At 70.6% G+C, this 25,892-nt stretch carries 28 protein-coding genes; 5 read left to right on the forward strand and 23 right to left on the reverse strand.

The window, feature by feature from the left end:
• From LRS14_RS12695 to LRS14_RS12745, 11 genes are all read right to left on the reverse strand, one after another.
• On the reverse strand, window positions 1-543 hold the full coding sequence (locus LRS14_RS12695; protein ID WP_257799766.1) for a hypothetical protein: 543 nt from the start codon (window positions 541-543) through the stop codon (window positions 1-3).
• The gene (locus tag LRS14_RS12700; RefSeq protein ID WP_257799767.1) at window positions 447-1,547 is read right to left on the reverse strand and encodes a TIGR03016 family PEP-CTERM system-associated outer membrane protein; all 1,101 of its coding nucleotides are present in this window, start codon (window positions 1,545-1,547) and stop codon (window positions 447-449) included. The genes LRS14_RS12695 and LRS14_RS12700 overlap by 97 nt, the downstream gene beginning before the upstream one ends.
• On the reverse strand, window positions 1,544-2,533 hold the full coding sequence (locus LRS14_RS12705) for an XrtA-associated tyrosine autokinase (RefSeq protein ID WP_257799768.1): 990 nt from the start codon (window positions 2,531-2,533) through the stop codon (window positions 1,544-1,546). The genes LRS14_RS12700 and LRS14_RS12705 overlap by 4 nt, the downstream gene beginning before the upstream one ends.
• 2 nt (window positions 2,534-2,535) lie before the next feature.
• Window positions 2,536-4,110: an XrtA system polysaccharide chain length determinant gene (locus tag LRS14_RS12710; RefSeq protein ID WP_257799769.1), complete on the reverse strand. Its 1,575-nt coding sequence runs from the start codon at window positions 4,108-4,110 to the stop codon at window positions 2,536-2,538.
• 36 nt (window positions 4,111-4,146) lie between these two features.
• Window positions 4,147-4,728, reverse strand: coding sequence for an XrtA/PEP-CTERM system exopolysaccharide export protein (locus tag LRS14_RS12715; protein WP_404977581.1), 582 nt, complete (start codon window positions 4,726-4,728; stop codon window positions 4,147-4,149).
• Window positions 4,729-5,054: 326 nt separating this feature from the next.
• Complete coding sequence (locus LRS14_RS12720; protein WP_257799770.1) at window positions 5,055-6,515, reverse strand: UdgX family uracil-DNA binding protein; 1,461 nt, start codon at window positions 6,513-6,515, stop codon at window positions 5,055-5,057.
• Between the two features lie 5 nt (window positions 6,516-6,520).
• A complete protein-coding gene (locus LRS14_RS12725; RefSeq protein WP_257799771.1) occupies window positions 6,521-7,783 on the reverse strand; it encodes a putative DNA modification/repair radical SAM protein in 1,263 nt (420 codons plus the stop codon).
• 63 nt (window positions 7,784-7,846) lie between these two features.
• Window positions 7,847-9,160 carry an RNA polymerase sigma factor gene (locus tag LRS14_RS12730; protein WP_404977551.1) on the reverse strand — a complete coding sequence of 438 codons (1,314 nt, stop codon included), beginning with the start codon at window positions 9,158-9,160 and terminating at the stop codon, window positions 7,847-7,849.
• Window positions 9,160-9,570, reverse strand: coding sequence for a VOC family protein (locus LRS14_RS12735; protein ID WP_257799772.1), 411 nt, complete (start codon window positions 9,568-9,570; stop codon window positions 9,160-9,162). Before LRS14_RS12735 ends, LRS14_RS12730 begins: the two co-directional genes overlap by 1 nt.
• Before the next feature lie 26 nt (window positions 9,571-9,596).
• Window positions 9,597-9,986, reverse strand: a complete 390-nt coding sequence (locus LRS14_RS12740) for a YciI family protein (protein WP_046113022.1) — start codon at window positions 9,984-9,986, stop codon at window positions 9,597-9,599.
• Window positions 9,987-10,064: 78 nt separating this feature from the next.
• Window positions 10,065-10,436: a YciI family protein gene (locus LRS14_RS12745; protein WP_257799773.1), complete on the reverse strand. Its 372-nt coding sequence runs from the start codon at window positions 10,434-10,436 to the stop codon at window positions 10,065-10,067.
• 150 nt (window positions 10,437-10,586) lie between these two features.
• On the opposite strand from LRS14_RS12745, the gene ahpC reads away from it, so the two are divergent.
• The 4 genes from ahpC to LRS14_RS12765 all read left to right on the forward strand — a co-directional run bounded on the left by ahpC (window position 10,587) and on the right by LRS14_RS12765 (window position 14,536).
• A complete protein-coding gene (gene ahpC, locus LRS14_RS12750) occupies window positions 10,587-11,150 on the forward strand; it encodes an alkyl hydroperoxide reductase subunit C (RefSeq protein ID WP_046113020.1) in 564 nt (187 codons plus the stop codon).
• A 197-nt stretch (window positions 11,151-11,347) separates the two neighbouring features.
• Window positions 11,348-12,919, forward strand: coding sequence for an alkyl hydroperoxide reductase subunit F (ahpF, locus tag LRS14_RS12755; protein ID WP_257799774.1), 1,572 nt, complete (start codon window positions 11,348-11,350; stop codon window positions 12,917-12,919).
• A gap of 129 nt (window positions 12,920-13,048) precedes the next feature.
• The gene (locus LRS14_RS12760; RefSeq protein ID WP_052736275.1) at window positions 13,049-13,414 is read left to right on the forward strand and encodes a hypothetical protein; all 366 of its coding nucleotides are present in this window, start codon (window positions 13,049-13,051) and stop codon (window positions 13,412-13,414) included.
• A gap of 75 nt (window positions 13,415-13,489) precedes the next feature.
• Window positions 13,490-14,536 (forward strand): nitronate monooxygenase family protein, encoded by a 1,047-nt coding sequence (locus LRS14_RS12765; protein ID WP_257799775.1) that lies wholly within the window; start codon window positions 13,490-13,492, stop codon window positions 14,534-14,536.
• Here the strand turns inward: LRS14_RS12765 and LRS14_RS12770 are convergent.
• Together LRS14_RS12770 and LRS14_RS12775 are read right to left on the reverse strand one after the other, a co-directional pair.
• Window positions 14,533-14,952 (reverse strand): cytidine deaminase, encoded by a 420-nt coding sequence (locus LRS14_RS12770; protein ID WP_257799776.1) that lies wholly within the window; start codon window positions 14,950-14,952, stop codon window positions 14,533-14,535. The two genes, LRS14_RS12765 and LRS14_RS12770, sit on opposite strands and share 4 nt — an antisense overlap.
• A 2-nt stretch (window positions 14,953-14,954) precedes the next feature.
• Window positions 14,955-15,245 carry a 2Fe-2S iron-sulfur cluster-binding protein gene (locus tag LRS14_RS12775; protein ID WP_257799777.1) on the reverse strand — a complete coding sequence of 97 codons (291 nt, stop codon included), beginning with the start codon at window positions 15,243-15,245 and terminating at the stop codon, window positions 14,955-14,957.
• A gap of 79 nt (window positions 15,246-15,324) precedes the next feature.
• On the opposite strand from LRS14_RS12775, the gene LRS14_RS12780 reads away from it, so the two are divergent.
• Window positions 15,325-15,888 (forward strand): hypothetical protein, encoded by a 564-nt coding sequence (locus LRS14_RS12780; RefSeq protein ID WP_257799778.1) that lies wholly within the window; start codon window positions 15,325-15,327, stop codon window positions 15,886-15,888.
• Window positions 15,889-15,907: 19 nt separating this feature from the next.
• Here LRS14_RS12780 and LRS14_RS12785 read toward each other — a convergent pair whose 3' ends face one another.
• From LRS14_RS12785 to LRS14_RS12830, 10 genes are all read right to left on the reverse strand, one after another.
• Window positions 15,908-18,016: a TonB-dependent siderophore receptor gene (locus LRS14_RS12785; RefSeq protein WP_257799779.1), complete on the reverse strand. Its 2,109-nt coding sequence runs from the start codon at window positions 18,014-18,016 to the stop codon at window positions 15,908-15,910.
• 181 nt (window positions 18,017-18,197) lie between these two features.
• On the reverse strand, window positions 18,198-19,127 hold the full coding sequence (locus LRS14_RS12790) for a hypothetical protein (protein ID WP_257799780.1): 930 nt from the start codon (window positions 19,125-19,127) through the stop codon (window positions 18,198-18,200).
• Between the two features lie 50 nt (window positions 19,128-19,177).
• Window positions 19,178-19,756 carry a PEP-CTERM sorting domain-containing protein gene (locus tag LRS14_RS12795; protein ID WP_046113015.1) on the reverse strand — a complete coding sequence of 193 codons (579 nt, stop codon included), beginning with the start codon at window positions 19,754-19,756 and terminating at the stop codon, window positions 19,178-19,180.
• Between the two features lie 112 nt (window positions 19,757-19,868).
• Window positions 19,869-21,176 carry a HAMP domain-containing sensor histidine kinase gene (locus LRS14_RS12800; RefSeq protein WP_257799781.1) on the reverse strand — a complete coding sequence of 436 codons (1,308 nt, stop codon included), beginning with the start codon at window positions 21,174-21,176 and terminating at the stop codon, window positions 19,869-19,871.
• Window positions 21,173-21,874, reverse strand: coding sequence for a response regulator transcription factor (locus tag LRS14_RS12805; RefSeq protein ID WP_257799782.1), 702 nt, complete (start codon window positions 21,872-21,874; stop codon window positions 21,173-21,175). Before LRS14_RS12805 ends, LRS14_RS12800 begins: the two co-directional genes overlap by 4 nt.
• A 16-nt stretch (window positions 21,875-21,890) precedes the next feature.
• The gene (locus LRS14_RS12810) at window positions 21,891-22,400 is read right to left on the reverse strand and encodes a Spy/CpxP family protein refolding chaperone (protein ID WP_046113013.1); all 510 of its coding nucleotides are present in this window, start codon (window positions 22,398-22,400) and stop codon (window positions 21,891-21,893) included.
• A 122-nt stretch (window positions 22,401-22,522) separates the two neighbouring features.
• Window positions 22,523-23,152, reverse strand: coding sequence for a flavin reductase family protein (locus LRS14_RS12815; protein WP_257799784.1), 630 nt, complete (start codon window positions 23,150-23,152; stop codon window positions 22,523-22,525).
• A gap of 2 nt (window positions 23,153-23,154) precedes the next feature.
• The gene (locus LRS14_RS12820; RefSeq protein WP_257799785.1) at window positions 23,155-23,682 is read right to left on the reverse strand and encodes a gamma carbonic anhydrase family protein; all 528 of its coding nucleotides are present in this window, start codon (window positions 23,680-23,682) and stop codon (window positions 23,155-23,157) included.
• Between the two features lie 41 nt (window positions 23,683-23,723).
• Window positions 23,724-24,950: a CaiB/BaiF CoA-transferase family protein gene (locus LRS14_RS12825; protein WP_257799786.1), complete on the reverse strand. Its 1,227-nt coding sequence runs from the start codon at window positions 24,948-24,950 to the stop codon at window positions 23,724-23,726.
• Window positions 24,947-25,879, reverse strand: a complete 933-nt coding sequence (locus LRS14_RS12830) for a hydroxymethylglutaryl-CoA lyase (RefSeq protein ID WP_404977552.1) — start codon at window positions 25,877-25,879, stop codon at window positions 24,947-24,949. Before LRS14_RS12830 ends, LRS14_RS12825 begins: the two co-directional genes overlap by 4 nt.
• Window positions 25,880-25,892 lie beyond the last annotated feature (13 nt).

Here is a 25,892-nt window from a genome sequence, read left to right on the forward strand (position 1 = left end):
TCAGAAACTGAATCCGACGCTGCCGTAGACGGCGCGCTCGGTATAGGGCTGCACGGAGCCGGTGGACTGGGTGTAGCGCGCACCGACGTTGAGCGAGGTGCGGTAGCCAATCTGCGTGTTGTAGCCGGTGGACACGGTCTTCAGCGCGCTGCTCTGCGCGTTGGTATCGCCGCGCGAGCGCTGCCAGCTCACCGAGGTGCTGACCGAAGCGATGGGTGTCAGCTTGTGGCTGAAGGTGACGTCGAAGCCTCGCTGGCGCACGTTGTCGGCACGCGAGAGGTCGTCGCTGATGCCGCTGGCGACGTTGTTCACCCGCTGCGTGTTGCTTTGCGAGGCCTGCAGCAGCAGGTTCGAGCGCTTTCCCACCAACGCCAGGGAGAGCGACTGCCGCCGCTGCAGGGTGGGCGAGGCGCTGAGGAAGCCGGGGATCACCGTGGCGTTCGGGTTCAGGTTGAGTTGCGTGATGAGGCTGCGCACAAGCAGGTCGCGCCGCTGCAGGTCGGGCTCCACCGACGCGAACTGCAGGAACAGCACGTCGTACACCGAGCCCAGGCCCGTGTTGCCCGTGCCGCCCCCAGCAGATTGATGTCCCGCGTATCGCTGAAGGTCCACACCGTGCGCGGCGTGCGGAACGAGAAGTTCACCGCATGCGAGTCGCCGAAGTACCGACGCTCGAACCGCGCCGACAGGTTGGTGCGCTCGCTCGGCACCCATTCCAGCTGCAGGCCCGAGATGCTGTGCCGCTCCTTCGTGGCGCTCTGCAGGTCGGAGCGCTCCACGCCGCCGATGCCGGTGAGCACCACCGACGGCAGCACCGGATAGCTGAGCGTGCCGCGCAGCGAGTCGGACTCCGACTCCTCGCCTTCGGAGAAGTCGGACACCTGGCTGTTGGCCGCCACCGACCACGACAGCGTGCGTTGCCGGTCCCCACCCTGCAGCGACAGCAGCAGGCCCGAGGTGCTGGAGTCGGCGGCGCCGAACTGGCTGCTGCGCGTCAGGCCGTAGGTGTAGCGCGCCTCGTACTGCACCGAACCGCCCAGCGGCCCGCGGATGAACGGGGAGATGGTGAGGTTGGTGACCTGCGTGCGGTTGTCGTTGGCCAGCGCCGGGTTGTCGGTGGCGGGGCCGAAGGCCGAGATCTGCTGCTGCGTGACGGAACCGTTCACCTCGACGAAGGCCCGGTCCTCGAGCAGTTCCACCGAGCCGTTGCCGCGCAGGTAGCGCTGGATGTTGTTTTCTTCCGAGTGGCGCGCATACGCCAGCCCGGTGAGCGACAGGTCCAGGTCGCCGCGCAGCCGCGTGCCGGCGCCCACCAGCCGCATGCCCACGGTGGCCTGCGTCACCGCATCGCTCTCGCGTTCGGGCTGGATGCGGTAGTTGTCGGTGAAGGTCTGCTGCACGCTGAGCGAAGGCGTGAAGCGCCAGGCCCGGCCGCCCTCGCCCTGCTGGGCGGCTTCCTGCGCCCGGGCGGCGGGGCCGCAGGCCAGCGTGGTGATAGCGAGCGCAACGACTCCCAGCGCAGGCCGCAATGGCAAGCCCACCGTCACGCCGCGGTCCTGGAGGGCTCGGCAGCGGCTTCGGCCGCCTTGTCTTCGCCCGGCCCGTAACCATGGCCGTAGCCATAGCCGTAGCCATATCCGTAGCCATAACCCGACGAGTAGCCGTCGGTGGTGGCCGTGCGAGCCTGGTTCAGCAGCAGCATGCGCACCGGGCAGTTGTCGATGGTGGACAGCGCATGCTCCACGTCGGTCTGCAGCGTCTTGTCGGCATGCACCACCACCACGACCTGGCCCATGTTGGTGGCCAGCACGCGCGATTCCGTCGTGAGCAGCAGCGGCGGCGAGTCGAAGATGATGATGCGGTCGGGGTAGCGCGTGGCGATGTCGTCCAGCAGCTGCCGCATCGCGTCACTGGCCAGCAGTTCCGTGGCCCGCGGGTGCGGCGAGCCGCTGGGCAGGATGGTGAGCTTCTCGACGTTTGTGCGCAGCAGCACGTCCTGCATCTCGGCTGTCTGCTTGAGCAGGTCCAGCAGGCCGGGGCCTTGGGGAATGCCCAGCATGCGCGGCAGCGAGGGCCGCGCCACGTCGGCGTCCACCAGCATCACCGTGTGGTCCAGCTCGTTGGCGATGCTCATCGCCAGGTTGATGGAGGTGAAGCTCTTGCCCTCGCCGGCCAGCGCACTGGTGACCATGATGAGGTTGCCGTGCGTGATGGTGGACACGCCCTTGCCGACCGCATTGCGGATCAGCGGGCGCTTGATCACCCGGTATTGGTCCGACACGGTGGAGCGCGGCGCGTTGGGCGTGACGATGCCCTGCGCGGCCAGCGCCTCCAGGTCGAGGTCGATCTTGCGCGAGGCCGGGCGCGGGGCGGCCGGCTCGGCGTCGGCCACCGGCACGGCAGGCACGGTCGGCTGTGCGGGCGGCATGGCGCCCACGGCGGCGGGGGCCCGGTCCAGCTGCGGTATCTCCACGCCGGCCTGGCGCAGCTGGGCGAGCCGCTGGGCGGCCTGTTCGATCAAACTGCCATTCATGCTCATCGGCTCGCCATCATCGACATGACCACCATGCCCACCAGGAAGAAGGCCACCAGGCTGGCGCTGGCGGCGGAGAAGCGCAACAGGTCCGCACGCTCACGGCGGCGGTCGGTGTCGCTCTGGATGAGCGAGACGACGCCGAGCAGGGGCAGGTCGAGACGGTTGCGCAGTTCGGACGCCCGATGGAACACCGGCCGCAGCTGGCTGGCTCCGAAGGCGATGAACAGGCCCGCGCCAATGGCCACCAGCAGCGCGAGCGGCAGCAGCAGCAGGCGGTTGGGCGACACCGGCTTGGGCGAGACCCGCGGCGGCTCGATCAGCCGGAAATCGGCCATGCCGGAGGCGGTGTCCAGGTCGCCGGACATGGTGGCGGCCTCGCGGCGCGACACCAGGTCTTCGTAGTTCTTCTTGTGGATGGCGTAGTCCCGGTTGAGCTGCGCAGCCTCGGCCTCGATCTTGGGCGCCAGGCGGATCTTGGAGTGCGCGTCGTTGTAGCGGGCTTCGTACTCCGCCACGCGGGCCCGCAGGCCGGCGATCTGCACCTCGGCATTGGCCAGCACGCGGCTCATTTCCTGGGTGGCCAGGCTGGTCGTGTTGCCGTTGCCGATGGCCGGCATCGCCAGCGAGCGCTTGCGCAGGCGCGCCGTCTCGGCGGCCTTCTGGCTCTCCAGTTCCTTGACCAGCCGGCGGGTGCTGATCACTTCCGGATGCTGCTCGGTGAAGCGCTGCAGCAGCGCGTCCAGGTGGCGCTTCTGCGCTTCCAGGCGGGCGTCGATCTCGGGCGTGGCCACGCCGACGGTCGATTCCTCCAGCAGGCTCTGGGAGGTGGCGTTCATGCCCGTCGAGCTTTCGCTGGCCAGCGCGGCGCGGGCCGCATCGCGTGAGTTCTCGGCCTCGCGCAGCTGCAGCTTGGCCGATTCCAGCTGCGCCATCAGTTCACCCAGGCGGCTGGCGGAATCCTTGCCGTCGGCGAACTGGATGTCGATGTTGCGCAGGCGGAAGTCCTTCAGCCGCGCCTCGGCCTCCTCCAGCTTCTGCTGGTAGCTCTTGATCTGCTCGTTGATGAACACCTTGGCGCTGTCGGTGTCCTTGCGGCTGGCGCCCAGGCTCGACTCCACGAAGATGGACACCAGCGACTGGATGGCGCGCTTGGCCTTCTCGGGGTCGGAATCGCGGAAGGACAGCAGGTACAGGTTGTCGCGGTCGGCGCTCTTGATTTGCAGCGTCTTCATCAGGTGGTCGACCATCGCGTCCTGCTCGGTGCGGCTGCCGTTCTCCAGGTCGAGGTCGGCCATGCGCACCAGCTTCTCGATGTTGGGCCGGCTGATCAGCGTGCGGCTGAGCATCGTCACCTGCTGGTTCACGTCGGGCTGCACCGCCAGGCCGGACATCAGCGGCTTCAGGATGGACTGGGTGTCCACGAAGATGCGCGCGCTGGCCTCGTACTGATCGGGGATGCGCAGCACGGCGATGACGCCGGCGATCGCCACGATCCACGCCACCAGCACACCCTGCCAGCGGTACTTGTACATACCGCGGGCGATGTTGGTGATCTGCTCAATCAGTTCATACATCGCTGTTTCCTGCTCGCCAGAGCTTCAAGGCGTGCGTCAGAAGAAGCTCTGCGGAATGATGAGGATGTCGCCCGGACGCATCTCGACGTTGGCCGAGATGTCGCCGTCCTTGATGAGGTCCTTCAGGCGCACCGTGTACTGCTTGTTGCCCTCGGCGCTGCGCAGGATGGTGGCGCGGTTGCCGGCGGCGAAATCCGTCAGGCCGCCGACGGCGATCATCACGTCCAGCAGCGTCATCTTCTGCTTGTAGGCCAGGAACTGCGGCCGGGTGGCTTCACCCACCACGCGCACCTGCTCGCTGTACGGGCCGACGAAACCGGTGACCACCACGGTGACGACCGGGTCGCGGATGTACTTCTCGAGCTGCTTTTCAATCTCGCGGGCCAGCTGCACCGAGGTCTTGCCCTGCGCGGGCAGCTCGTCCACCAGCGGCGCGCTGATCTTGCCGTCCGGCCGCACCGGCACCTGCATGGACAGCTCCGGATTGCGCGAGACGATGATGTTCAGCGAATCGCCGGCGCCGATGACATACGAGTAGTCCTGCGTCTGCGCCTCGAGCGGGGCCGGTGGATGCGTGGTGGAGGCGCAGCCGCCCAGCAGTGCGGCGGCCACGGCCAAGAAGGACGAGATCCAGAAGGCGCGCCCTTGGAAGATGGAAGAAGTTCGCAACGCAGAGCCCCTTGTGTGCTGTCTTGTGTGGGCGCCGGGCCATGCAGGCCGGGCGTGCAGCGGGCGAAGGCGCCCGGTGCGGCCCCGGAGGACCCGCTGAGTGCAGGCATCCTAGGCCTCACACAATTTACTACAAGGGCTTGACCGAAATACTGACGGCCTGGGGGGTAGGAAGCGTGCCTTTTCCCTCTGCGCACTAATGCGCAAAGGGGTGTCGCGGCCATCCCCTTCAAGGGGCGGAACCACTCGAATGGGGGTGGCTCGCACGCCACCTTTTACACAGTTTCAGCACTTCTGCAGGCGGCCAGGTCGTCCAGCCAGGCGCCATAGGCGGCCTGGCGCTCGCCATCAGGCAGTCGCAGCAACGCCGAGGGATGCCAGGTGACGAAGACCGGACGTCCGTCGGCACGCTCATGCAGCCAGCGCCCGCGCTCCCGCGTGACCGCCACCTGGCGGCCCAACAGCGTGCGCGCGGCGGTGGCGCCCAGGGCCACCAGCACCCGCGGCTGCACCAGCTCGATCTCATGCGTGAGCCACTGGGCGCAGGCCTGCGCCTCGCGCTGGCCTGCGGTCTTGTGCAGGCGGCGCTTGCCCCGCAACTCGTACTTGAAGTGCTTGACGGCATTGGCGAGGTACACCTCGTCGCGTGGCCAGCCCAGTTCGGCCAGCGCGCGGTCCAGCAGCTGGCCGGCCGGGCCGACGAAGGGGCGGCCGGCCAGGTCTTCCTGGTCGCCCGGCTGCTCACCCACCAGCATGTGGCTGGCGCCCGCCGGCCCCTCTCCGCACACCGCCTGGGTGGCCAGCGCGCCGATGGGGCAGGCGTTGCAGGCGTTGGTGGCCGCCCGCAACTCGTCCAGCGTGGCGGGGGGTCGCCCGGCCGGTGCGGGCGCTACGCGGTGCAGCTGGATGGCGCGCACGCTGCGGGGCGGCGTGGCCGGTGCCTCGATCATCTGCCCGGTGCGTGCGGCGGCAGCGGCGGCCAGCGGCGCAATCAATGCGGCTTCCGGCAGGTTGGGCCAGTAGCGGCGCGGCATCTCGCGCTCCATCATGGCGATCTTCAGGCGCGCGGGATTGAAGATGTGCTCGTAGTAGGTGAGCCACAGCCGCTCGCCAGCGTCGACCTGCGGCGCGCTGCTGCGGTCGGCGCCGGGCTGGAAGTGCAGCGCGTTGCCGTCCCACTCGACGCAACGGCGCGGCGTGAGGATCGCCCAGCGCATCTGGGCGAAGCGGCGCATGAAGAACGGCGCGTTGGCCTCCACGATGTGGTGGTCGGGCTCGAACCACGCCACGTGGCGGTCGTCGCCCACCGGGCGGAAGCGCACGAAGGCGCGCATCTTGTGGATGTCGCGCCGCACGGCGGCCGCCAGCTCGGCAGCCTGCAGGCGGTCCGGATCCAGCGGGTCATGGCGCAGCGCGGGCTCGTGCACCAGGCGCCACAGCAGCCGGTACATGAGTGCAAAGCGGCCCGGATCGGAGTGCAGCAGCACCTGGCCGCACAACTCCACGAAGGCCGCAGGCACCCGAACGGCGGACGCGCCGGCCGGGGCGGCATCCAGGGACGAAGTGGCAGCGGACTCAGCCTCGTCGGCCCACAAGCCGGCGGTTTCGCCCGTGGGGGTGGCGCCGGCCACCTGCCAGCGTACCGCCACCGGCGGCACCTGGGCCTGCAGCAGCCGCCGCGCCTCCCGGCGGAAGCCGTCCACGTCGGCCGGACCGGCCAGCAGCACCGCCTGCATGCCCCTCAGCCGAACAAGGAGGCCTGCACCGGTGCGGCCGGCGCCACCGCCGGCACGGGCACCGGCACTGCGCGGTCAGCCGGGTTGTGGCCGTCGACCACCACGAAGGGCAGCACCTTCTTGAGCGGCACGTGCAGCCTCGGCAGGTCGTCGGCACGCAGCCGGCGCACCCGGCGCGACTGCAGCAGCCGGTCGATGGCCTTGACGCCCAGGCCCGGCACCCGCAGCAACAGCTCGCGCGGCGCACGGTTCAGGTCGACCGGAAAACGATCGCGGTGCGCCAGGGCCCAGGCCAGCTTGGGGTCCACGTCCAGCCGCAGCAGGCCCTGGCCGCCGGGCACGATCTCGTCGTGCGCAAAACCGTAGAAGCGCATCAGCCAGTCGGCCTGGTAAAGGCGATGCTCGCGCATCAGCGGCGGCGCCTGCAGCGGCAGCGAGCGCGACGCATCCGGTATCGGGCTGAAGGCGGAGTAATACACCCGCCGCAGCCGGTAGCTGCCGTACAGCTGCGCACTGGTGGCCAGGATGTGGCGGTCGTCCGAGGCATCGGCGCCGACGATCATCTGCGTGCTCTGGCCGGCCGGCGCGAAGCGCGGCGCCTTGGCCGGCCGCGGCCGCGCCCCAGGCAGCACGCGGATGGGCACCGGCTTGGCCGCCTCCCTGCCGTCGTCGATGTGCAGCCGCAGCCGTGCCATGGAGCGCTTGATCGCCCGGTCGTCCTTCTCGGGCGCCAGCGCCTGCAGGCCTTCGGTGGTGGGCATCTCGATGTTGATGCTCAGGCGGTCGGCATAGCGGCCGGCACGGGCCAGGAGTTCTTCGCTGGCGTCGGGGATGGTCTTGAGGTGGATGTAGCCGCGGAAATCGTGGTCCTCGCGCAGCGAGCGGGCCACCTCCACCACCTGCTCCATTGTGAAGTCCGGGCTCTTGATGATGCCGCTGCTGAGGAACAGGCCCTCGATGCAGTTGCGGCGGTAGAAGTCGAGGGTGAGCTGCACCACCTCATCGGTACGGAAGCGCGCCCGCGGCACGTTGCTCGAGCTGCGGTTGACGCAGTAGAGGCAGTCGTACTGGCAGTGGTTGGTGAGCAGGATCTTCAGCAGCGAGATGCAGCGCCCGTCGGGTGCATAGCTGTGGCAGATGCCCATGCCTTCGGTGGAGCCGATGCCGCGCCCGCCGACGGAGTTGCGCTTGTCGGTGCCGCTGGAGGCGCACGAGGCGTCATACTTGGCCGCGTCGGCCAGGATGGCGAGTTTGCTTTGCAGGTCCACTGTACGAATATACAGGCCCGGCCTCACCCTTTCGGGTGTGTGCACGTAACAGCCCTCCCGGCGTCAGTGGCGCTGCGGCTTGCCGTTGTCCAGCGCCTCGGCGCGGGCCCGGAGTACTGCCTGGTCGCGCATGTTGTGCGTCAGGCCGGCGGCATGCCGGAAGGCGGCGGCGGCCTCGGCGCCCCGGCCGAGACGCGCCAGCAGGTCGCCCTGCACGCTGAACAGCCACGGGTAGCGCGCCAGCGAGGCCTCGGCCGCCAGCGCCTGCACCAGCGGCCATGCCGCCTGCGGCCCTTGCGCCATGCCCACCGCCACGGCGCGGTTGAGGGCCACCACCGGTGAGGGCGCGGCTTCCATCAGCGCGTCGTACAACTGCACGATCTGCGTCCAGTCGGTGTCCTGGGCCCGGGCGGCGCGGGCATGGCAGGCGGCGATGGCGGCCTGCAGCGCGTACGGCCCCCAGCCGGGCCCGGCCTCGGCCAGAACCTGCGCCTGGCGCAGCGCTGCCAGGCCGCGGCGGATCAGCAGGTGATTCCAGCGGCTGCGGTCCTGGTCGGCCAACAGCACCGCGGCGCCTTGCGCATCGACGCGGGCCGGCGCACGGGCATGTTGCAGTTCCATCAGCGCCACCAGGCCCTGCACCTCCGGCTCGGCCGGCATCAGCGCGGCCAGCACGCGGCCCAGGCGCAGCGCCTCGTCGCACAGCGCGGGGCGCATCCAGTCGTCCCCGGCGGTGGCTGCATAACCTTCGTTGTAGATGAGGTAGATGACGTCCAGCACCGAGTCCAGGCGCTGGGTGCGGGCTTCAGCCGGCGGCACCTCAAACGGCACCTTGGCCGCGGTGAGGGCGCGCTTGGCCCGCACGATGCGCTGGGCCACGGTGGGCTCGGGCACCAGGTAGGCGCGGGCGATCTCGGCCGTGCTGAGGCCGCCCAGCAGCTTGAGCGTGAGGGCCACGCGCGCCTCGGTGTTCAGCACCGGATGGCAGGCGGTGAAGATCAGCCGCAGCAGGTCGTCGCCGATGTCGTCCTGCCGGGCGGCATCCAGCGCATCCACGAAGTCGGGCACCACATGCGTGCCGAGCGCGTCGGCGTCGGCGCCCAGTTCCTCGTGCTTGCGGTGCTGCATCGCCTGCTGGCGCAGGCGGTCGAGTGCGCGGTGCTTGGCGGTGGCCATGAGCCAGGCTCCGGGGTTGTCGGGCAAGCCGTCCTGCGGCCAGTGCTCCAGCGCGGCGATCAGCGCGTCCTGTGCCAGCTCCTCCGCCAGGCCCACGTCGCGCACCATGCGCGCGACGGCGGCGATGATGCGGGCCGACTCGATCCGCCAGACGGTCTCGATCGCGCGGTGGGTCGCGGACGCGCCGGCCGCCATGGCCATCAGGCGGCCGCCGGTGGCATCTCGCCGGTCATGACCACCAGCTCCCAGATGTGGCCGTCCAGGTCCTCGAAGCCGTGGGCATACATGAAGCCGTGGTCCTGCGGTGCGCGGGGCGTGGTGCCGCCGGCCGCCACGGCCTTGGCCACCAGGGCATCCACCTGCTCGCGGCTGTCGCAGGACATGCACACCAGCACTTCCGACACCTCGCGCGCGTCGGCGATCGGCTTGGCGGTGAAGCCCTTGAAGAAGTCGTGCACCAGCAGCATGGCGTGCAGGTTCTCGCCCAGCACCAGGCAGGCGCCCTGGTCGTTGCTGAACTGGGGATTGAAGGCATAGCCCATCGCCTCGAAGAAGGCGCGCGAGCGCTGCATGTCGCGGATGGGCAGGTTGACGAAGATTTGCTTGTGCATGGGGGGCTCCGGTGATGGATGGGCGGTCAGGCGGCGGCGGGCGGCGGGAAGTCGCTGGCCTCGTAGAGCTCGCGCACCTCGATCTCGGCGGGCACCCGCTCGCCCAGCGGCGCAGGGAAGCGGCGTGCCCACTCCATCGCCTCCTCGCGCGTGCGCACCTGGATCAGCGTGTAGCCGGCGATCAGCTCCTTGGTCTCCGCGAACGGGCCGTCGATCACCTGCCGCTGCCCGCTGCCATAGCGGATGCGCCAGCCATGCCGGCTGGGCTTGAGGCCGTTGGCGTCCAGCAGGACGCCGGCCTTGGCCAGTTCGTCGTGGTAGGCCAGCATGGCGGGCAGCACGGTCTCGTCTTCCGGCAACGGGTTGCCTTCCGCCTCGGTTTCGGGCGTGGCCCGCACGATGATCATGAATCGCATCTGTCGCTCCTCGGCGCCATGAGCGCCTGGAACCACGACGAACGTCCCCGGCGCTTTTCGACAGCCTGGCGGCGTCGCTCAGCCCGCGGCGCTGCGGTCCCAGCAGGGCGCGGTCTGGCGCACTTCCACGGTGCACCACTGCGCGGCCGGGCATTCGGCGGCGATGGCCAGCGCCTCCTCGCGGGTGGCCACGTCGATCAGGAAGATGCCGCCCACCATTTCCTTCGTCTCGGTGAAGGGGCCGTCGATCACTGTGCGCCGGCCCTCCCGCACCTGGATGCGGGCGGCATTCGGGCCCATGTCGGCCAGTGATTCGGCGGCCAGCAGCACGCCGCGCGACTGCAATTCGGCCGCGAAGCCCAGCATGCGGTCATAGAGCTGGCGGCCGGCGGCCTCGCCGCGCTCCGCGCGCTGGCCCAGGGGTTCACGGATCAGGAGCAAGTACGACATCTGCAGCCTCCGTTGCGGTGTGCCGATGATTCTGCCTGCGCGTGGCGTTAGCCAAAGTCAATCAGTCACATTGACTCAATGAATCCACGCGATGCCCCAAAGCGCCTAAAGTGAAACCCGGCCTACAACCAACCCTACAGAGGAACACACATGTCTTTGATCAACACCCAAGTCCAACCGTTCAAGACCCAGGCGTTCCACAACGGCAAGTTCATCGAGGTGACCGAAGAGAGCCTGAAGGGCAAGTGGTCGGTGCTGATCTTCATGCCGGCAGCCTTCACCTTCAACTGCCCGACGGAAATCGAGGACGCGGCCGACAACTACGCCGAGTTCCAGAAGGCTGGTACGGAGGTCTACATCGTGACCACCGACACCCACTTCTCGCACAAGGTGTGGCACGAGACCTCGCCCGCCGTCGGCAAGGCCAAGTTCCCGCTGGTCGGCGACCCGACGCATGCCCTGACCAACGCCTTCGGCGTGCACATCCCTGAAGAAGGCCTGGCGCTGCGCGGCACCTTCGTGATCAACCCCGAGGGCATCATCAAGACGATGGAAGTGCACTCGAACGAGATCGCCCGTGACGTGAAGGAAACGCTGCGCAAGCTCAAGGCTGCCCAGTACACCGCCGCCCACCCGGGCCAGGTGTGCCCCGCCAAGTGGAACGAAGGCGCCGCCACCCTGACCCCGTCGCTGGACCTGGTCGGCAAGATCTGACCTTGATTCGATGAAGCGGCTGACGGCCGGCCCTGCGCCGGTCGCACAAGCTCAAGGCGCCGGCCGGCCCAGGCCGCCGGCGCCGGCCCCCTCCGGGCCCTGTTGAAGACGTCCCGCGGCTGTGATGTGGGCGTGTTCAACCGGGTCTGGGCCGACTCGCCCTCCGAATTTCACATCCCACCTTCCAAGGAGCCGCCATGCTGGACGCCAACCTCCAGGCCCAACTCAAGGGCTACCTCGAACGCCTGCAGCAGCCGATCGAGCTGATCGCCTCGCTGGACGATCGCGCCGAATCGCAGCAGGTGCGTGAGCTGCTGAGCGAGATCGTCGGCCTGTCCGACAAGATCACCCTGCGCACCGACGGCACCGACAGCCGCCGCCCCTCGTTCCAGATCACCCGCCAGGGCGCCGACATGGGCGTGCGCTTCGCCGCGCTGCCGATGGGCCATGAGTTCACCTCGCTGGTGCTGGCGCTGCTGCAGGCCGGTGGTTATCCGCCCAAGGTGGAAGCCGACCTGATCGAGCAGATCAAGGCGCTGGAGCCCGAGCAGGACCTGGTCTTCGAGACCTGGATGAGCCTGACCTGCCACAACTGCCCGGACGTGGTGCAGGCGCTGAACCTGATGGCGGTGCTGAACCCGCGCATCAAGCACGTGGCCATCGACGGTGGCTTCTTCCAGAAGGAAGTGGAAGACCGCCAGATCATGGCCGTGCCGTCGATGTTCCTGAACGGGCAGCCGTTCGGCCAGGGCCGCATGGGCCTGGAAGAGATCCTGGCCAAGATCGACACCGGCGCCACCGCCCGTGACGCGGCCAAGCTCAGCGCCAAGGCGCCCTACGACGTGCTGATCGTCGGTGGCGGCCCGGCCGGCGCGGCGGCGGCCATCTATGCGGCCCGCAAGGGCATCCGCACCGGCGTGGCGGCCGAGCGCTTCGGTGGCCAGGTGCTGGACACCATGGCCATCGAGAACTACGTGTCGATCAAGGAGACCGACGGCCCGAAGTTCGCTGTGGCGCTGGAAGAGCACGTCAAGACCTACGACGTGGACATCATGAACATGCAGCGTGCCGAAGCCCTGCGCGCCGACGGCGGCATGGTGGAAGTCACGCTGGCCAGCGGCGCCACGCTCAAGAGCAAGAGCGTGATCCTGGCCACCGGTGCCCGCTGGCGCGACATGAACGTGCCCGGCGAAGCCGAGTACCGCACCAAGGGCGTGACCTACTGCCCCCACTGCGACGGCCCGCTGTTCAAGGGCAAGAAGGTGGCGGTGATCGGCGGCGGCAACTCCGGCGTGGAAGCCGCCATCGACCTGGCCGGCGTGGTGGACCACGTCACGCTGCTGGAGTTCGACAGCCAGCTGCGCGCCGACGCGGTGCTGCAGCGCAAGCTGCACAGCCTGCCCAACGTGCGGGTGCTGGTGAACGCGCAGACCACCGAGGTCAAGGGCGACGGCAGCAAGGTGGTGGGCCTGGCCTACAAGGACCGCAAGACGAACGAGCTGCACAGCATCGACATCGCCGGCGTGTTCGTGCAGATCGGCCTGGTGCCCAACACCGCGTGGCTCAAGGGCAGCGGCGTGGAGCTGTCGCCGCGCGGCGAGATCATCGTCAACTCGCATGGCCAGACCTCGGTGCCGGGCGTGTATGCCGCGGGCGACGTGACCACGGTGCCGTACAAGCAGATCGTGATCGCCGTCGGCCAGGGCGCCACTGCCGCGCTGGGTGCGTTCGACCACCTGATCCGCACCTCGGCCCCGGCCGAAGCCTGACCGCCCTGCGCGGCCCGTTAGCAGCCCCTGGCGCCCATCGCCAGGGGCTTTTCTTTTGGCAACGCGGCTTTCACGCAAACGAGAATAGTTCTCATCTAATATCGGCGCGTCACCACCACGAGGTGCACGATGAACGCCGAACAACCCACCGACACCCCCGATCTGGCGCGCGAGCACTGCGCGCTGATGAACGCCTACGGCAGCGTGCAGCGCCGCTGCAGCCGGCTGCTGGACGAGCAGGCGGCGACCCTGCGACGCCAGGAGCGTGAGCTGGTGCGGCTGCGGGCGGCCGTCATCCTGCGCGACACCGCCTTGATGTGGGCCCACCAGGACCAGGCCGCGCTGGAAGCGGCACTGCCCGGCCTGCCCACACGCCGTGCGCTAGCGCGCCGAGTGGACGCGCTGGTGGCGCGGGTGCAGTCGCTGCTGCGCGAGCGCCGCCACTGGGCGCAGGCCTTGCCGCCGGTGGTGTACCGGCAGAAGCCGCAACCCTAGCCATCCCGGCCCGCGCCTGAAGGCCCGGCGCAATGGCGTTAGGCTGGTCGCCTGTTGTTGCTGGCGGAGACCGTGATGTCGGGTGCGTTGCTTTCGTTGCTCCAAACCGAGCTGCCCTTGATCCAGGCCCCCATGGCCGGCTCCCAGGGCAGCCGCCTGGCGCTGGCCGTGGGAGCCGCCGGTGCGCTGGGCTCGCTGCCCGCGGCCATGCTGTCGGCCGACGCGCTGGAAGCGGAGCTGCGGCGCCTGCAGGCCGCGGGCACGCCCTACAACGTGAACTTCTTCTGCCACACGCCGCCCGAGCCCGACCCGGTGCGCGACGCCGCCTGGCGCACCCGGTTGTCGCACCGGTTCGACGCTGAATTCGGCACCGACCTGCGCAGCGCGCCCAGTGCCGCCGGTCGGGTGCCGTTCAGCGCCGAGGCGGCCGAGCTGCTGGCCGCCTACAAGCCGCCGGTCGTCAGCTTCCATTTCGGGTTGCCGGCGCCGGCGCTGCTGGACCGTGTCAAGGCATGGGGCGCGGTGGTGATGTCGTCGGCCACCACCGTGGCCGAGGCGCGATGGCTGCAGGCGCGCGGCGCCGACGTGGTGATCGCCCAGGGCCTGGAGGCCGGCGGCCACCGCGGCCATTTCCTGGACACCGACCTGACGCTGCAGATGGGCCTGATGGCGCTGCTGCCGCAGGTGGTGGATGCGGTGCAGGTGCCGGTGGTGGCCGCTGGCGGCATCGGCGACGCCCGCGGCGTGCGGGCCGCCATGGCGCTGGGCGCCGCCGGCGTGCAGGTGGGCACCGCCTACCTGCTGTGCCCCGAGGCCGACACCAGCGCGGTGCACCGCCGTGCACTGGGCAGCGAGGCGGCGGTGCACACCGCGCTCACCAACGTGTTCAGCGGCCGGCCGGCCCGCGGCGTGGTCAACAGGGTGATGCGCGAGATGGGACCGCTGGCCGACGATGCGCCCCGCTTTCCGCTGGCCACCAGCGCGCTGGCACCGCTGCGCACCGAGGCCGAGGCGCGGGACAGCGGGGACTTCTCGCCGCTGTGGTCCGGCCAGGCGGTGGGCCTGAGCCGGCCGATGCCGGCCGCCGAACTGACGCGGGCGCTGGCCGAAGGACTGCGCTAGTCCGCCGCCGCCAGGTGCGCGGGTCCGAAGCTTTCAGGCAGCAGCCCTGCGAGGGTGAAGCGCCCGCGCAGCACCGGCCCGCCCTCGGCCACGGCGCCTGACAGCACCACCGCATCCGCCGCCGCGAACTCGCGCAGCTTCTGCCGGCAGCCGCCGCAGGGTGTCACCGGCCGGGCGCTGTCCGCCACCACCGCGACCGCCCGCACCTGCCGGCCGCCCGCCATCACCAGGTGGGCCAGGGCCACGGCCTCGGCGCACAGGCCTTCCGGATAGGCGGCGTTCTCGATGTTGGCGCCGGTATGCAGCCGGCCCTGCTCGTCCAGCAGCGCGGCCCCCACCGCGAAGCCGGAATACGGTGAGTGCGAGTGCTGCCGCGCCTGGGCGGCGGCCTGCAGCAGCAGCGGCTCGTCGGCCATGCTCAGCCCCACAGCAGGCGGCCCGCCTGCAGCCGCACGTCGGAGCGCGGCTGGGCCACGCAGGGCAGCACCGCGCCTTCGGCACGTTCTTCCCGGCTGATGCCGGGCCAGTCCACCAGGTAGTGCACCTGGCCTTCCAACAGCTGCGACAGGCAGGCCCGGCAGCTGCCGTTGCGGCAGGCGCTGCGCATCGGCACGCCGGCCTGCAGGGCAGCGGCCAGCAAGGTCTGCGTCGGCTGGGCGGCGAAGCGGTGGCCGCCCGGCTCGACCTGGATGGTGTGGGCGTCGGACATCGGGCCAGTCTATCGACCGCCGAAACAAAACCAATCACGTCCGGCCTCAGCCTGGCGCGCCAGCGGCCGAAAAGCCGTCATGTCCAGCCCCGACACCGCGCCCACCCTGACGGAGCCCGCCCTGCCCGCGGCGCCGCGCCGTGGCGGTGGCCGTCAGGCACCGCTGTACCGGGTGGTGGAGGTGACGCGCGACGCCGCCGGCCGGCTCACGCTGCAGGGGCGCATCTGGCACAGCGACCTGGACCGGCTGCGCCGTTTCGGCCGCGCGCTGGCGGCCAACTCGCAGTCGCACCGGGTGGTGATCGCCGACGGCCAGGGCAGCCTGGTGGAGGAGATCCACCTGGCCGCGCCCGACCAGCGCCAGCCGCTGTGGGGCCAGTGGCAGCAGCTGCCGCTGCCGCCCGTGCCGCCCGCCACCGGCACCAGCATGCTGCGGCCGGCGCCGAAACAGCCGCCGGCAGCGCCGCGTGTGCAGCCGCAACCGCAGCAGCTGCAGCAGGTGAAGGCGGAGGTGCCGGCCGAGGTGGCCGAACTGGCCGAGGTAGCCCAACGGTCGCCGGTGCGCCAGCCGCCGCGCCACCTGCCGCGGCTGTCGCAGCCGCTGCCGGCGGCCCTGCCGCCCGCGCCGCCGCCGCGCGACTGACGGCGCGCTTCCTGCACGCCTACCAGCGGTAGCTCACCGAGGCCACCGCGCTGCGGCGCGCGCCGTACCAGCAGTCGCCCCGGCCCAGGCAGGTGGCCACGTAGGTCTTGTCGGTCAGGTTGGCGATGTTGAGCGCGGCGCGCCAGTGCGCGTTCTCCCAGGCCAGCATCAGGTCGAGCAGGGTGACCGAGGGCACCTCCGGCGCCGCGCCGTCGCTGAAGGCGCTCTTGTAGCGCACGCCCGCACCGGCCGACAGGCCCGGCGCGAAGCGCCACTTGCCCCACAGCGAGGCCTGGTGGTGCGGCACTTCCTCGATCTCCTCGCTCACGTCGGTATAGGTGTAGCTGGCCACCAGGTCCACGTTGCGCGGCAGCGCCGCCTTCACCTCCAGCTCCAGGCCGCGGGCCTTGGTCTCGCCGGCCTGGCTGTAGGTGTTGGTGGAGGGGTCGGAGATGAGCTGGTTCTCCTCCCGCAGGTGGTACACGGCCGCATTCACCAGCAGCTTGCCGTCGGCCGACTCGTGCTTGACGCCGGCCTCCCATTGCTTGCCGCGCAGCGGGTCGAAGCGCTGGTTGCCGATGTTGGCCACCGGCTTGAACGATTCGCTGTAGCTCAGGTAGGGCGACCAGCCGCCGGCCACGCTGTACATCGCGCCCAGCCGCTTGGTGGTGGCGCTGCTGTTCTCGCTGGCCTGGCCCTCGGTCTGGTTGCGGGCGCGGTCGTGCCGCAGGCCGGCGGTGATGAGCCACCGCTCGCCGAAGCGGATCTGGTCCTGCAGGTACACGCCCACCTGGCGCTGGGTGGAAGGATCGATGGCGAAGTTTTCGGGCGGCGTGAACGCCGGGTACACCGGGTCGTAGGCATCGATCACCGGCACGTCGGCCGGGCCGGCGAAGCCGCTGGTGCCCGTCTTGCGGTAGCGCGCGTAGTCCAGGCCCACCAGCAGGTCGTGCTGCGCGGCGCCGGTGGTGACGCGGCCCTGCAGGTTCTGGTCGATCGTGAGCAGCCGCGTCTTGGTGAAGGAGGCGCTGGCGTAGCGGCCCAGCAGCCGCTGGCCCACCGGGTCGGCCGCCCAGCCGCCGGGCAGCGAGAACGAGTCGCCGTACAGGCTGCGGTAGTCCACCTCGGTGTGCGTGTAGCGCAGGCCCTGGCGCAGGGTCCAGCCACTGTCCAGCTCATGCTCGAACAGCCAGCCGGCGAAGCGGCGGCGGGTGTCGTAGCGGTCCCAGTCGGGGTCGCCGATGAAGCGGCTGGTGGGCAGCTTGCCGTTGGGGTTGGCGGTGAGCACGCCCGACCACGGGAAGAACTGCGAGGTGGAGCCGCTGTCGTCGTTCTGCACCAGGCCCTGCAGCGTGAGCGAGGTGACGTTGCTGGGCCGCCAGGTGAGCGAAGGCGCCAGCAGGCCGCGGTCGTCGCTGACGTGGTCCACCTGGGTGTCGGCATCGCGGGCCACGCCCACCAGCCGGTACAGCCACTGGCCGTCGGCGGTCAGCGGGCCGGTGACGTCGGCCTGCAGCTGGCGGCGGCCGAAGCTGCCCACCTGAAGCCCCACCTCGCCCTGCGCCACGTCCTGCGGTCGCTTGCTCACCAGGTTGACCACGCCGCCGGTGGAGCCCTGGCCGAACAGCATGGCGGCCGGGCCGCGCAGCACGTCGATGCGCTCCAGCGTGTAGGGCTCGGTGCGGGCGTTGCTGGTGTAGTAGTCGAAGTTCTTGCGCAGGCCGTCGAGGTATTCGTCGGCATTGCCGCCGCGGATGCGGAAGCCGTCGCTGCGGGAGTCGATGCCGTAGGCGTCCGAGCGCACGCCGGCGGCGTAGTTGAGCGCGTCCTGCACGTTCACCGCGCCCTGGTCGACGATCTCGTCGCGGGTGATCACCGTCACCGACTGCGCCGTTTCCGACAGGGGCGTGTCCGTCTTGGTGGCGGTGGCGCTGCGGCGTGCGTTGTAGCCCTTGACGGGGCCGGTCGCGGTCTGGCGGTCGGCGCTGCCGGTGATCAGCACCTGCGTGACCGGCGCCTCCGGCGCGGTGGCCTGTGCCTGCGCCGGCGGCAAGGCGCTGCACAGCAGCGTGGTGGTGGCGGCGCAGGCCAGCGTGGTGCGGCGCGCGCGGCGGTGGGGGCTTGTCATCGGGGGTCCTGCTTGGGGGTGGATCGACCGTCACACGATCGATGGACACCCGCGGGCAGGGCCACGGAGGCCTGCTGCGCGGCCGCCGAAACCCGCTTGCCGCCAGTGCACCTCGTGTGCGGCGAAGGTTGGTCTCGGCTGGCGCAGGCTGGCTCGGGCGCCATCCTAACGCAAATGATTCTCATCCCCGATGGAGCAGCTGCCTCAAGTTGGCCATCAGGCGCGAGCCCAGGCCAGGCGGCGGCACCGCGGCGCGCCGCGGTGGCGCTGCCCGCACGATGGCCGGCATCGGCGTGGGCAGCGGCATCGTCGGCAGCGCACGGGCCGCCGGCGTGGCGGAGGTGGCGGCGGCTGCCGCCGGCGGCCGTGCGGGCAGGGGTGGCACCAGCGCCGCGTGGTCGCGGGTGACGTAGCCGACGGCGGTCCATTCCCGCAGCATCAGGCACCAGGGCCGCTGGCGGTCGGCCGCGGTGGCGGGCACCGGCATCACCATCGGGCCGGAATCCGTCTGACCGGCCAGCGGCGCCACCCGCACGGAGGTGATGCAGCGGCCGACGAAGGCGCCGCCGCGGTACGGCTCGGCCAGCGCCCACAGCTCCAGCGACAGCGAGCCGCTGAAGTTGTCCGCCGGCCGCGGGTTGTGCACCCGCTCCACGACCAGCGCCAGGCCGTCGCCCACGCCGGTGCGCAGGCTGGCGCCCTCCAACCGCGGCTGCACGAAGCGCTCGGGCTGGCCGAAGGCGGCTTCGTCATGCAGCAGCGGCCGGCCGTCGGCGGCGGTGCTCACCAGCCGCAGCGTCATCTCGTGCTGGCCGCTACCGGCCGGCGGCACGGCCATCACATGGCCTTCGGCATAGTGCTGCGGCTCGCCATGGCTGTGCAGCGGCACGCTCAGCGCCAGCTCCGCCACCAGCACGGACGGCGCCACCCCGCCCAGCGGGCGGGCCCACAGCTGCAGCCGCCAGCCGTCATGGTCGGCCGCGGCCGGGCTCCAGTGGATCTCGGCGTTCAGGCTGGCGGTGTCACCCTCGATGCGGTAGCCGAAGGTGCCGACGAGTCGGGCCGCGGCAGGCGTGGCGGTGTCTGGGCGGTCATCGGGCATCGGCGTCATGGCGGGCTCCAGGGGTGCTTGAAGGACTCTGCGGCCAGGCGCCGGGCTGGCTACCCGGTGCGGCGGCGGCGCGCCAGCGCGGCGGCGCCGAGCGCCAGGCTGGCCAGTGCCAGCGCGCCGGGCTCGGGCACGGTGTTGCCGGGCGTGTCGGCCAGCACGAAGCGCAGGTCGTCGATGGAGAAGGCGCGGTTCTCCCCGGTGACGAAAAGCGTGGCCTGGGTGAAGCCGGCCAGATCCTCCACACCGGCAAAGCTGGGGCTGGCGCCGCTGGGGAACAGCAGCGATTCGTCGGCGACGATGAGCTGGAATTCGGTGGTGCCCGAGAACTGCAGCAGCCCCAGCCGGATGACGGGCTGCGAGAACAGCAGCGTGATGCTGCGCGACACCACGCCGGGCTCGGCGTGATCGAAGTTGCTCGCGCCCTGGCTGCCGAATGCATCCAGCACGGGCGATGACGCGTTGGTGAACAGCATGCCGCTGCCCACGCTGATGCCCGGCGCCAGGTTGCCGAGCACGAAACGGTCGGGCAGGGCATTGAAGTCGATCAGCTGCGCGCCGGCAAAGGCGCCCTCGCCGACCGCGATCGGCGCGGCCCCGGCGGGCGCAGCCAGTGCGCACCCCAGGACCACCGACGCCGACCACCTCGAAATGACTGACTCATTCAATGGCATCACCTTGGTGCAAATTGACCTGGGGGCCGATGCTACGCAAGAAAAAGGCCGCATCGATGACGCCTGCGCGTCAACCGCCGAGCGGCAACCTCAGCACCACCGCCAGCCCGGGCTGCGCCCGCTGCAGCTGCAAGCTGCCGCCATGCGCCTGCGCCACCAGCCGGCACAGGTACAGGCCCAGGCCCACGCCCCCGGTGCGGCGCTGGCGGGCGCTGTCGGTGCGGTAGAAGGGCTGGGCCAGCAGGGCGAGCTGTTCGTCGGTCACGCCCGGGCCGTGGTCGCGCACGGTGAGCACGGCTTCCGCCTCCTCGCGCCGCAAGGCCAGCGCGATGGGCGTGCGCGGCGCATGCCGGCGTGCGTTGCCGATCAGGTTGCGCAGCAGCAGCCGCAGCCGCGGGCGGTCGATGGGCTGCAGCGGCAGGTCGGCGGCGACGTCGAGCGTGATGTCGGCATCGCCGCCGAAGTCGGCCGCCGCCTCGCGCACCAGCGCGGCCAGGTCGGTGGGCTCGGTCTGCAGCGCGGCATGGCCGGCGGCCAGGCGCTCGCTGTCCAGCAGGTCGCTGATGAGGTCGCGCATCTCGCCCAGGTCGCGCAGCAGCGCGTCGCGGGCCTCGCCGTCTTCCACCAGCTCCGCGTTCACGCGGGCGCGGGTCAGCGGGCTGCGCAGCTCATGGCTGATGGCCAGCAGCAGGCCGCGCTGCGCCTCCAGCATGCGCTGCAGGTCCGCGGCCATGGTGTTCACCTGCTGCGCCAGCTGGCCCAGTTCGTCGTTCCGCTCCACCACGATGGGCTGCTGGAACTGCCCCTGGCCATAGCGCTGCACGCCGGCGCGGATGCCTTCGATCGGCTTGAGCAGGCTGCTCACGCTGCGCCAGGCGATGCCCACCAGCAGCAGCAGCAGCGCCAGCGTGGCCCAGCCGATGCCACGGGCGCGCCGCTCGTGCGGCGGCTGCACCAGCCGGAAGGTCACGCGGTGGCCGTCGGCCAGCGTGCGGCTCTGCCATTCGCCACCTTCGTCGTCGCGGCCGCGGCGGCGCGCCCGCTCGGCGCGGCCGGGGTGCGAATCCCACTGCACCTGCGGCCCGTCGATCTGGATGCGCAGCGGCAGCCGCTGCACCATCTGCCGCGCTTTCTCGATGGAGGGCGGCGTGCCGAGGTCGGCCGCGGCCAGGTCCAGGTAGTGCGCCACCAGCGGCCGCGCCACCTCGCGCCAGCCGCCGCGGAAGGCCTGCTGCATGCCCGAGACGAACACGATCACCGTGGCCACGGCCAGCAGCACGAACAGGCCCACCAGCCGCCAGCGCAACGAGTGGCCGAGGCGGCGCCGAGCCGCATGGAAGCGCTGGCGCCAGGGCGCAGGAGCGTCGGCCGCGCTCACTGCACGCGCCCGGCCGCGAAGGCATAGCCCACGCCACGCAGCGTGCGGATGCAGTCCAGCGGCTCCAGCTTCTTGCGCAGCCGGCTCACCAGGATGTCCACCGCGCGGGTGAGCAGGTCTTCGGCGGAATGGCCGCGCAGCTTCTCCAGGATCTCGTCACGGCTGAACACCTTCTGCGGCTCGCGCGCCAGCAGCACCAGCAGCTCGAATTCGGTGCCGGTGAGGTCGAGGGCCTCGCCGCCGCGCAGGGCCTGGCGGCGGTCGAGGTCGATCGTCAGCCCGTCGAACACCATCACGCGCGGCTCGCCGGCGGGCACCGGTAGTGCGGCGCCACGACTGCCGCTGCGCCGCCAAACGGTCTGCAGCCGGGCCAGCAGCTCGCGCGGCTCGAAGGGCTTGGGCACATAGTCGTCGGCGCCCAGCTCCAGGCCCACCACCCGGTCCATCACGTCGCCGCGCGCGGTGAGCATGACGATGGGCAGGTCGCTGTGCTTGCGGATCGTGCGGCAGAGCTCGAAGCCGTCCATCTCCGGCAGCATCACGTCGAGGATGGCGGCGTCGAAGCCGCCTTCCTTCAACAGCGCCAGGCCCGCACTGGGCGTGGTGGCCGACACCAGCTCGCAATCGAAGCGGCGGAAGAAGGCCGCCAGGGGCGCGGCCAGTTGTTCGTCGTCGTCGATCAGCAGCAGGCGTCGCATGCGGCCATTGTGTCGGTCAGCCGCCTCGCGGGCCGCGCTCGCCATGGTGCATGCCGCGGCCGCCGCGCCGGTTCATGAAGTCGCGCACCTTCTGCTGCTGGTCGGGGCGCAGGCTGTCGAAGAAGTCGGCCATCGCATTGATGACCTGCGGGCCGCCGGCCTGCATTGCCTGCGTCTTCTGCTGCAGCAGCACCTGCGCGCGGTTGCGGTCGAAGCTGCTGCCGGCGATCAGCGACTGCAGCTCGGTGCGCGGGCCGGTGCCGCCCATCACCGCGGCGCGCTGCGCCTGAAGCGTGCTGGCCAGGGTGTCGAGCTTGGCCTTCTGCGCTGCATCCAGCTCCAGGCGGCTGGCGACGCGCTCCAGCATCTTGGCCTGCCGTGCGGCACGCTCCTCGGGGCTTTGCTGGCTCCAGTCGCCGCGGCCGTGGCCGCCGCCGTAGCCGCCGGCCGCACAGGCCGACAGGCCACCGAACAACACCGAGGCGCCGAGAACACCGGCCAGGCTGCGTTTGATCCAGACTTTCATCGTGTGCTTTCAACAAGGGTTGCGATGGAAGCCATGGTGCCGGCGGGCTGGGGTTCGGTCCTCTCGCCGCGGTATCGGCGTGTTTCGTTTGATGTCGTGCGCGAAGTTGTGTAGGGCGACTGCTAACGCGGGCGCTTCATCCTGAACAGTGCCTCGGGCGTGATCTCGAAATAGTCCGCCGGGCCGCCGCCACGCAGGATGGGGCGTGCGGCCGCGGTGTCGTAGATGCCTTCGACCAGCAGCGACCTGTCGATGTGCACCGCCACCACCTCGCCCAGCACCAGCCAGGTTTCCACCGGCGTGGCCTGCGCTGTCTGCAGCTGCACGATCTGCGTCACGCGGCATTCGAAGTTCACCGGGCTCTCGGCCACGTGCGGCACGCCGATCACCGTGCCCGGCCGCGGCGTGAGGCCGGCCAGCTCGAACTCGTCCACTTCGGGCGGCACGCCGGCGCTGCTGGTGTTCATGCGCTCGGCCAGCGCGCGGGTGGCCAGGTTCCAGCTGAACTCGCGCGTGCGCTCGGCGTTGCGCACCGAATCCTTCCAGCCGATGCTGGAGAAGCCGACGATGGGCGGCGTGTAGTTGAAGGCGTTGAAGAAGCTGTACGGCGCCAGGTTCAGGCGGCCCTGCTCGTCGTGTGTGGACACCCAGCCGATCGGCCGCGGGCCGACGATGCTGTTGAACGGATCGTGCGGCAGGCCGTGGCCGTTGCGCGGCTCATAGCTGTGGATGTGCGCCGGCATCGTGGCCATGCTCAGCCCACCTTCTTCAGGCCGGCGCTGAAGCGCTGGCCATTGGCCACGTAGTGCCGTGCGCTGCGCTGCAGGCCGGCGATCTGCTCGGGCGACAGTTCCTTCACTGCCTTGGCCGGGCTGCCCAGGATCATCGAGCCGTCAGGAAACTCCTTGCCTTCGGTCACCAGCGAACCGGCGCCCACCAGGCAGTGCTTGCCGATGCGCGCGCCGTTGAGCACGACCGCGCCGATGCCCACCAGCGAGCCGTCGCCGACGGTGCAGCCGTGCAGCATCACCATGTGGCCCACGGTCACGTTCTCGCCGATGGTCAGCGGCTTGCCGGGGTCGGAGTGCAGCACGCTGCCTTCCTGGATGTTGCTGTTGCGGCCGATGCGCACGGTGTCGGCGCTGTCGCCGCGCACCACCGCGCCGAACCACACGCTGGCGCCTTCGGCCAGCTCCACGTTGCCGATCACCTGCGCGCTGTCGGCCACCCAGGCGGTCTCGGCGATGCGGGGCTTGAGGTCGTCCAGTTCATACACGGCCATGTGTTCGTCTCCATCGGCGTACTGCTTCGATGCAGCCGATGCTAGCGGCCTGCGGGCAGCAGCACGCCGGCCTCGCGCAAAGCCGCGATGTCGCCGTCGAGATAACCCAGCGAATGCAGCAGCGCATCGGTGTGCTGGCCCAGCGCGGGCGGCGGCTCGCGCACGCCCAGGCGCTGGCCGTCGAGCGCCAGCGGCAGCAGTGCAGTGCGCGTTTCGATCTCGCGTCCGGCGCCGCTGGCATCGGCCGGCACCGTCACCGGGGCCAGGCCGCCGGTGGCCAGCAGGTGCGGGTCGTCCAGCAGGTCCTGCGGCCGGGTGATGGGCGCGTAGGGCAGGCCATGGCGCTCAAAGGTGGCGGCGATGTCGGCGGCGGGCAGGCCGGCCAGGCGCTCGCGCAGCAGCGGCAGCATCCATTCGCGCGCGGCCACCCGCAGGTTGTTGCTGGCCAGGCGCGGGTCGGTCTTCAGCGCGGGCAGGCCGAAGGCATCGCAGAACAGCGCCCACTGGGTGTCGCTCACCACCGCCAGGAAGATCTGCTCGCCGCCGGCCACGGTGAACACGTCGTACACCGCCCAGGCAGAGATGCGGCTGGGCATGGGCGCGGGCGCCTTGCCGGTGACGGCGAACTGCATCATGTGCTGCGCCACCAGGAACACGTTGTTCTCGAACAGCGCGCTCTGCACCTCCTGGCCCCGGCCGGTGCGCTCGCGTGCGGCCAGCGCGGCCATCGCGCCGATGGCGCCGAACATGCCGCCCATGATGTCGTTGACGCTGGTGCCCGCGCGCAGCGGCCGGCCTTCCGGACCGGTCATGTAGGCCAGGCCGCCCATCATCTGCACCACCTCGTCCAGCGCGGTGCGATGTTCATAGGGGCCGGGCAGGAAACCCTTGTGGCTGACGTAGACCAGCCGCGGGTTGAGTTGCGACAGCGCCGCATAGCCGAAGCCCAGCTTGTCCATCGTGCCGGGCTTGAAGTTCTCGCTGAACACGTCGGCGGTGCCCACCAGGCGCAGCACCAGCTCCTTGCCGCGCGGGTCTTTCGCATCCAGCGCCAGGCTCTTCTTGTTGCGGTTGAACACCGAGAAGAAGCCGGCGCCCGAGCCCACCAGCCGGCGCGTGGCGTCGCCCTGCAGCGGCTCCACCTTGATGACCTCGGCACCCAGGTCGCCCAGCACCAGGCCGCAGGTGGGCCCCATCACCATGTGGGTGAACTCGACGACGCGGGTGCCCTCGTACGGCAGCGGCTGAGCGGCTGTGCCGGTGCTCATTGCGGGGCCTTGCCGTCGGCGTAGGTGAAGCCCTTGGGCAGGCCGGCGTCGGGCACGTGGCCGTACAGCGGTTCGTCGGGCAGCGCCTCATGCAGCACCGCACGGGCCTGCAGCAGGCGGTCGATGTCGATGCCGGTGGCGTGGCCCATCGCCTCGAGCATCCACACCAGGTCTTCGGTGACGATGTTGCCGCTGGCGCCGGGCGCATAGGGGCAGCCGCCGATGCCGCCCTGGCTGGCGTCGAAGGTGGTGACGCCCGCCTCCAGCGCCGCCACCACGTTGGCCAGGCCCTGGCCGCGGGTGTTGTGGAAGTGGGCACCGCCGGCCTGCCGACCCAGCTCGGCGTGCAGGCGGTTGAACAGGCGGCGCACCTGCACCGGCTGCGCATAACCGCTGGTGTCGGACAGGCCCACCTCGTCCACGCCCAGAGAGGCCATGGTGGCCGCCACGCGCAAGGTCTCGTCGTCGCTCACCGCGCCGGCGATGGTGCAGCCGAAGGCCACCGACAGGCCGGCCTCCAGCTCAATGTGCGGATAGCGCTCGTTGCGCAGCGCCACCACGTTGCGCACCTCGTCGGCCATCTGCGCATGCGTCTTGCGCACGTTGGCCAGCGAATGCGCCTCGGTCACCGAGACCGGCATCGTCAGCTTGTGCACGCCCGCCTCGAAGGCCGCCTGCGCACCGCGGAAGTTGGGCGCCAGCGCCGCCACGCGCAGGCCGGGCAGCGTGAGCGCCTGCGCCACCACCTCGCCCACGTCGGCCATCTGCGGCAGCAGCTTGGCGGGCACGAAGGAGCCCACCTCGATCTCGCGCACGCCGGCCGCAGCCAGCGCGGCGATCCAGCGGTGCTTGGCCGCGGTGGGCATCACCGCATGGATGCTTTGCAGGCCATCACGCGGACCCACTTCGCTGATCAACAGGGACGACATGGGAGAGGACATG

The organism is Aquincola sp. J276, assembly GCF_024700035.1.
GTDB lineage: Bacteria > Pseudomonadota > Gammaproteobacteria > Burkholderiales > Burkholderiaceae_C > Aquincola > Aquincola tertiaricarbonis.

Bases quoted from the DNA above. Each gene is read 5' to 3' on its own strand.
- LRS14_RS12705 (WP_257799768.1), bottom strand. From the start codon at position 2,533: ATGAATGGCAGTTTGATCGAACAGGCCGCCCAGCGGCTCGCCCAGCTG.
- LRS14_RS12710 (WP_257799769.1), bottom strand. From the start codon at position 4,110: ATGTATGAACTGATTGAGCAGATCACCAACATCGCCCGCGGTATGTAC.
- LRS14_RS12720 (WP_257799770.1), bottom strand. From the start codon at position 6,515: ATGCAGGCGGTGCTGCTGGCCGGTCCGGCCGACGTGGACGGCTTCCGC.
- LRS14_RS12730 (WP_404977551.1), bottom strand. From the start codon at position 9,160: ATGGCCATGGCGGCCGGCGCGTCCGCGACCCACCGCGCGATCGAGACC.
- LRS14_RS12735 (WP_257799772.1), bottom strand. From the start codon at position 9,570: ATGCACAAGCAAATCTTCGTCAACCTGCCCATCCGCGACATGCAGCGC.
- LRS14_RS12740 (WP_046113022.1), bottom strand. From the start codon at position 9,986: ATGCGATTCATGATCATCGTGCGGGCCACGCCCGAAACCGAGGCGGAA.
- LRS14_RS12745 (WP_257799773.1), bottom strand. From the start codon at position 10,436: ATGTCGTACTTGCTCCTGATCCGTGAACCCCTGGGCCAGCGCGCGGAG.
- ahpC (WP_046113020.1), top strand. From the start codon at position 10,587: ATGTCTTTGATCAACACCCAAGTCCAACCGTTCAAGACCCAGGCGTTC.
- ahpF (WP_257799774.1), top strand. From the start codon at position 11,348: ATGCTGGACGCCAACCTCCAGGCCCAACTCAAGGGCTACCTCGAACGC.
- LRS14_RS12760 (WP_052736275.1), top strand. From the start codon at position 13,049: ATGAACGCCGAACAACCCACCGACACCCCCGATCTGGCGCGCGAGCAC.
- LRS14_RS12765 (WP_257799775.1), top strand. From the start codon at position 13,490: ATGTCGGGTGCGTTGCTTTCGTTGCTCCAAACCGAGCTGCCCTTGATC.
- LRS14_RS12770 (WP_257799776.1), bottom strand. From the start codon at position 14,952: ATGGCCGACGAGCCGCTGCTGCTGCAGGCCGCCGCCCAGGCGCGGCAG.
- LRS14_RS12775 (WP_257799777.1), bottom strand. From the start codon at position 15,245: ATGTCCGACGCCCACACCATCCAGGTCGAGCCGGGCGGCCACCGCTTC.
- LRS14_RS12780 (WP_257799778.1), top strand. From the start codon at position 15,325: ATGTCCAGCCCCGACACCGCGCCCACCCTGACGGAGCCCGCCCTGCCC.
- LRS14_RS12785 (WP_257799779.1), bottom strand. From the start codon at position 18,016: ATGACAAGCCCCCACCGCCGCGCGCGCCGCACCACGCTGGCCTGCGCC.
- LRS14_RS12790 (WP_257799780.1), bottom strand. From the start codon at position 19,127: ATGACGCCGATGCCCGATGACCGCCCAGACACCGCCACGCCTGCCGCG.
- LRS14_RS12805 (WP_257799782.1), bottom strand. From the start codon at position 21,874: ATGCGACGCCTGCTGCTGATCGACGACGACGAACAACTGGCCGCGCCC.
- LRS14_RS12810 (WP_046113013.1), bottom strand. From the start codon at position 22,400: ATGAAAGTCTGGATCAAACGCAGCCTGGCCGGTGTTCTCGGCGCCTCG.
- LRS14_RS12815 (WP_257799784.1), bottom strand. From the start codon at position 23,152: ATGGCCACGATGCCGGCGCACATCCACAGCTATGAGCCGCGCAACGGC.
- LRS14_RS12820 (WP_257799785.1), bottom strand. From the start codon at position 23,682: ATGGCCGTGTATGAACTGGACGACCTCAAGCCCCGCATCGCCGAGACC.
- LRS14_RS12825 (WP_257799786.1), bottom strand. From the start codon at position 24,950: ATGAGCACCGGCACAGCCGCTCAGCCGCTGCCGTACGAGGGCACCCGC.
- LRS14_RS12830 (WP_404977552.1), bottom strand. From the start codon at position 25,879: ATGTCGTCCCTGTTGATCAGCGAAGTGGGTCCGCGTGATGGCCTGCAA.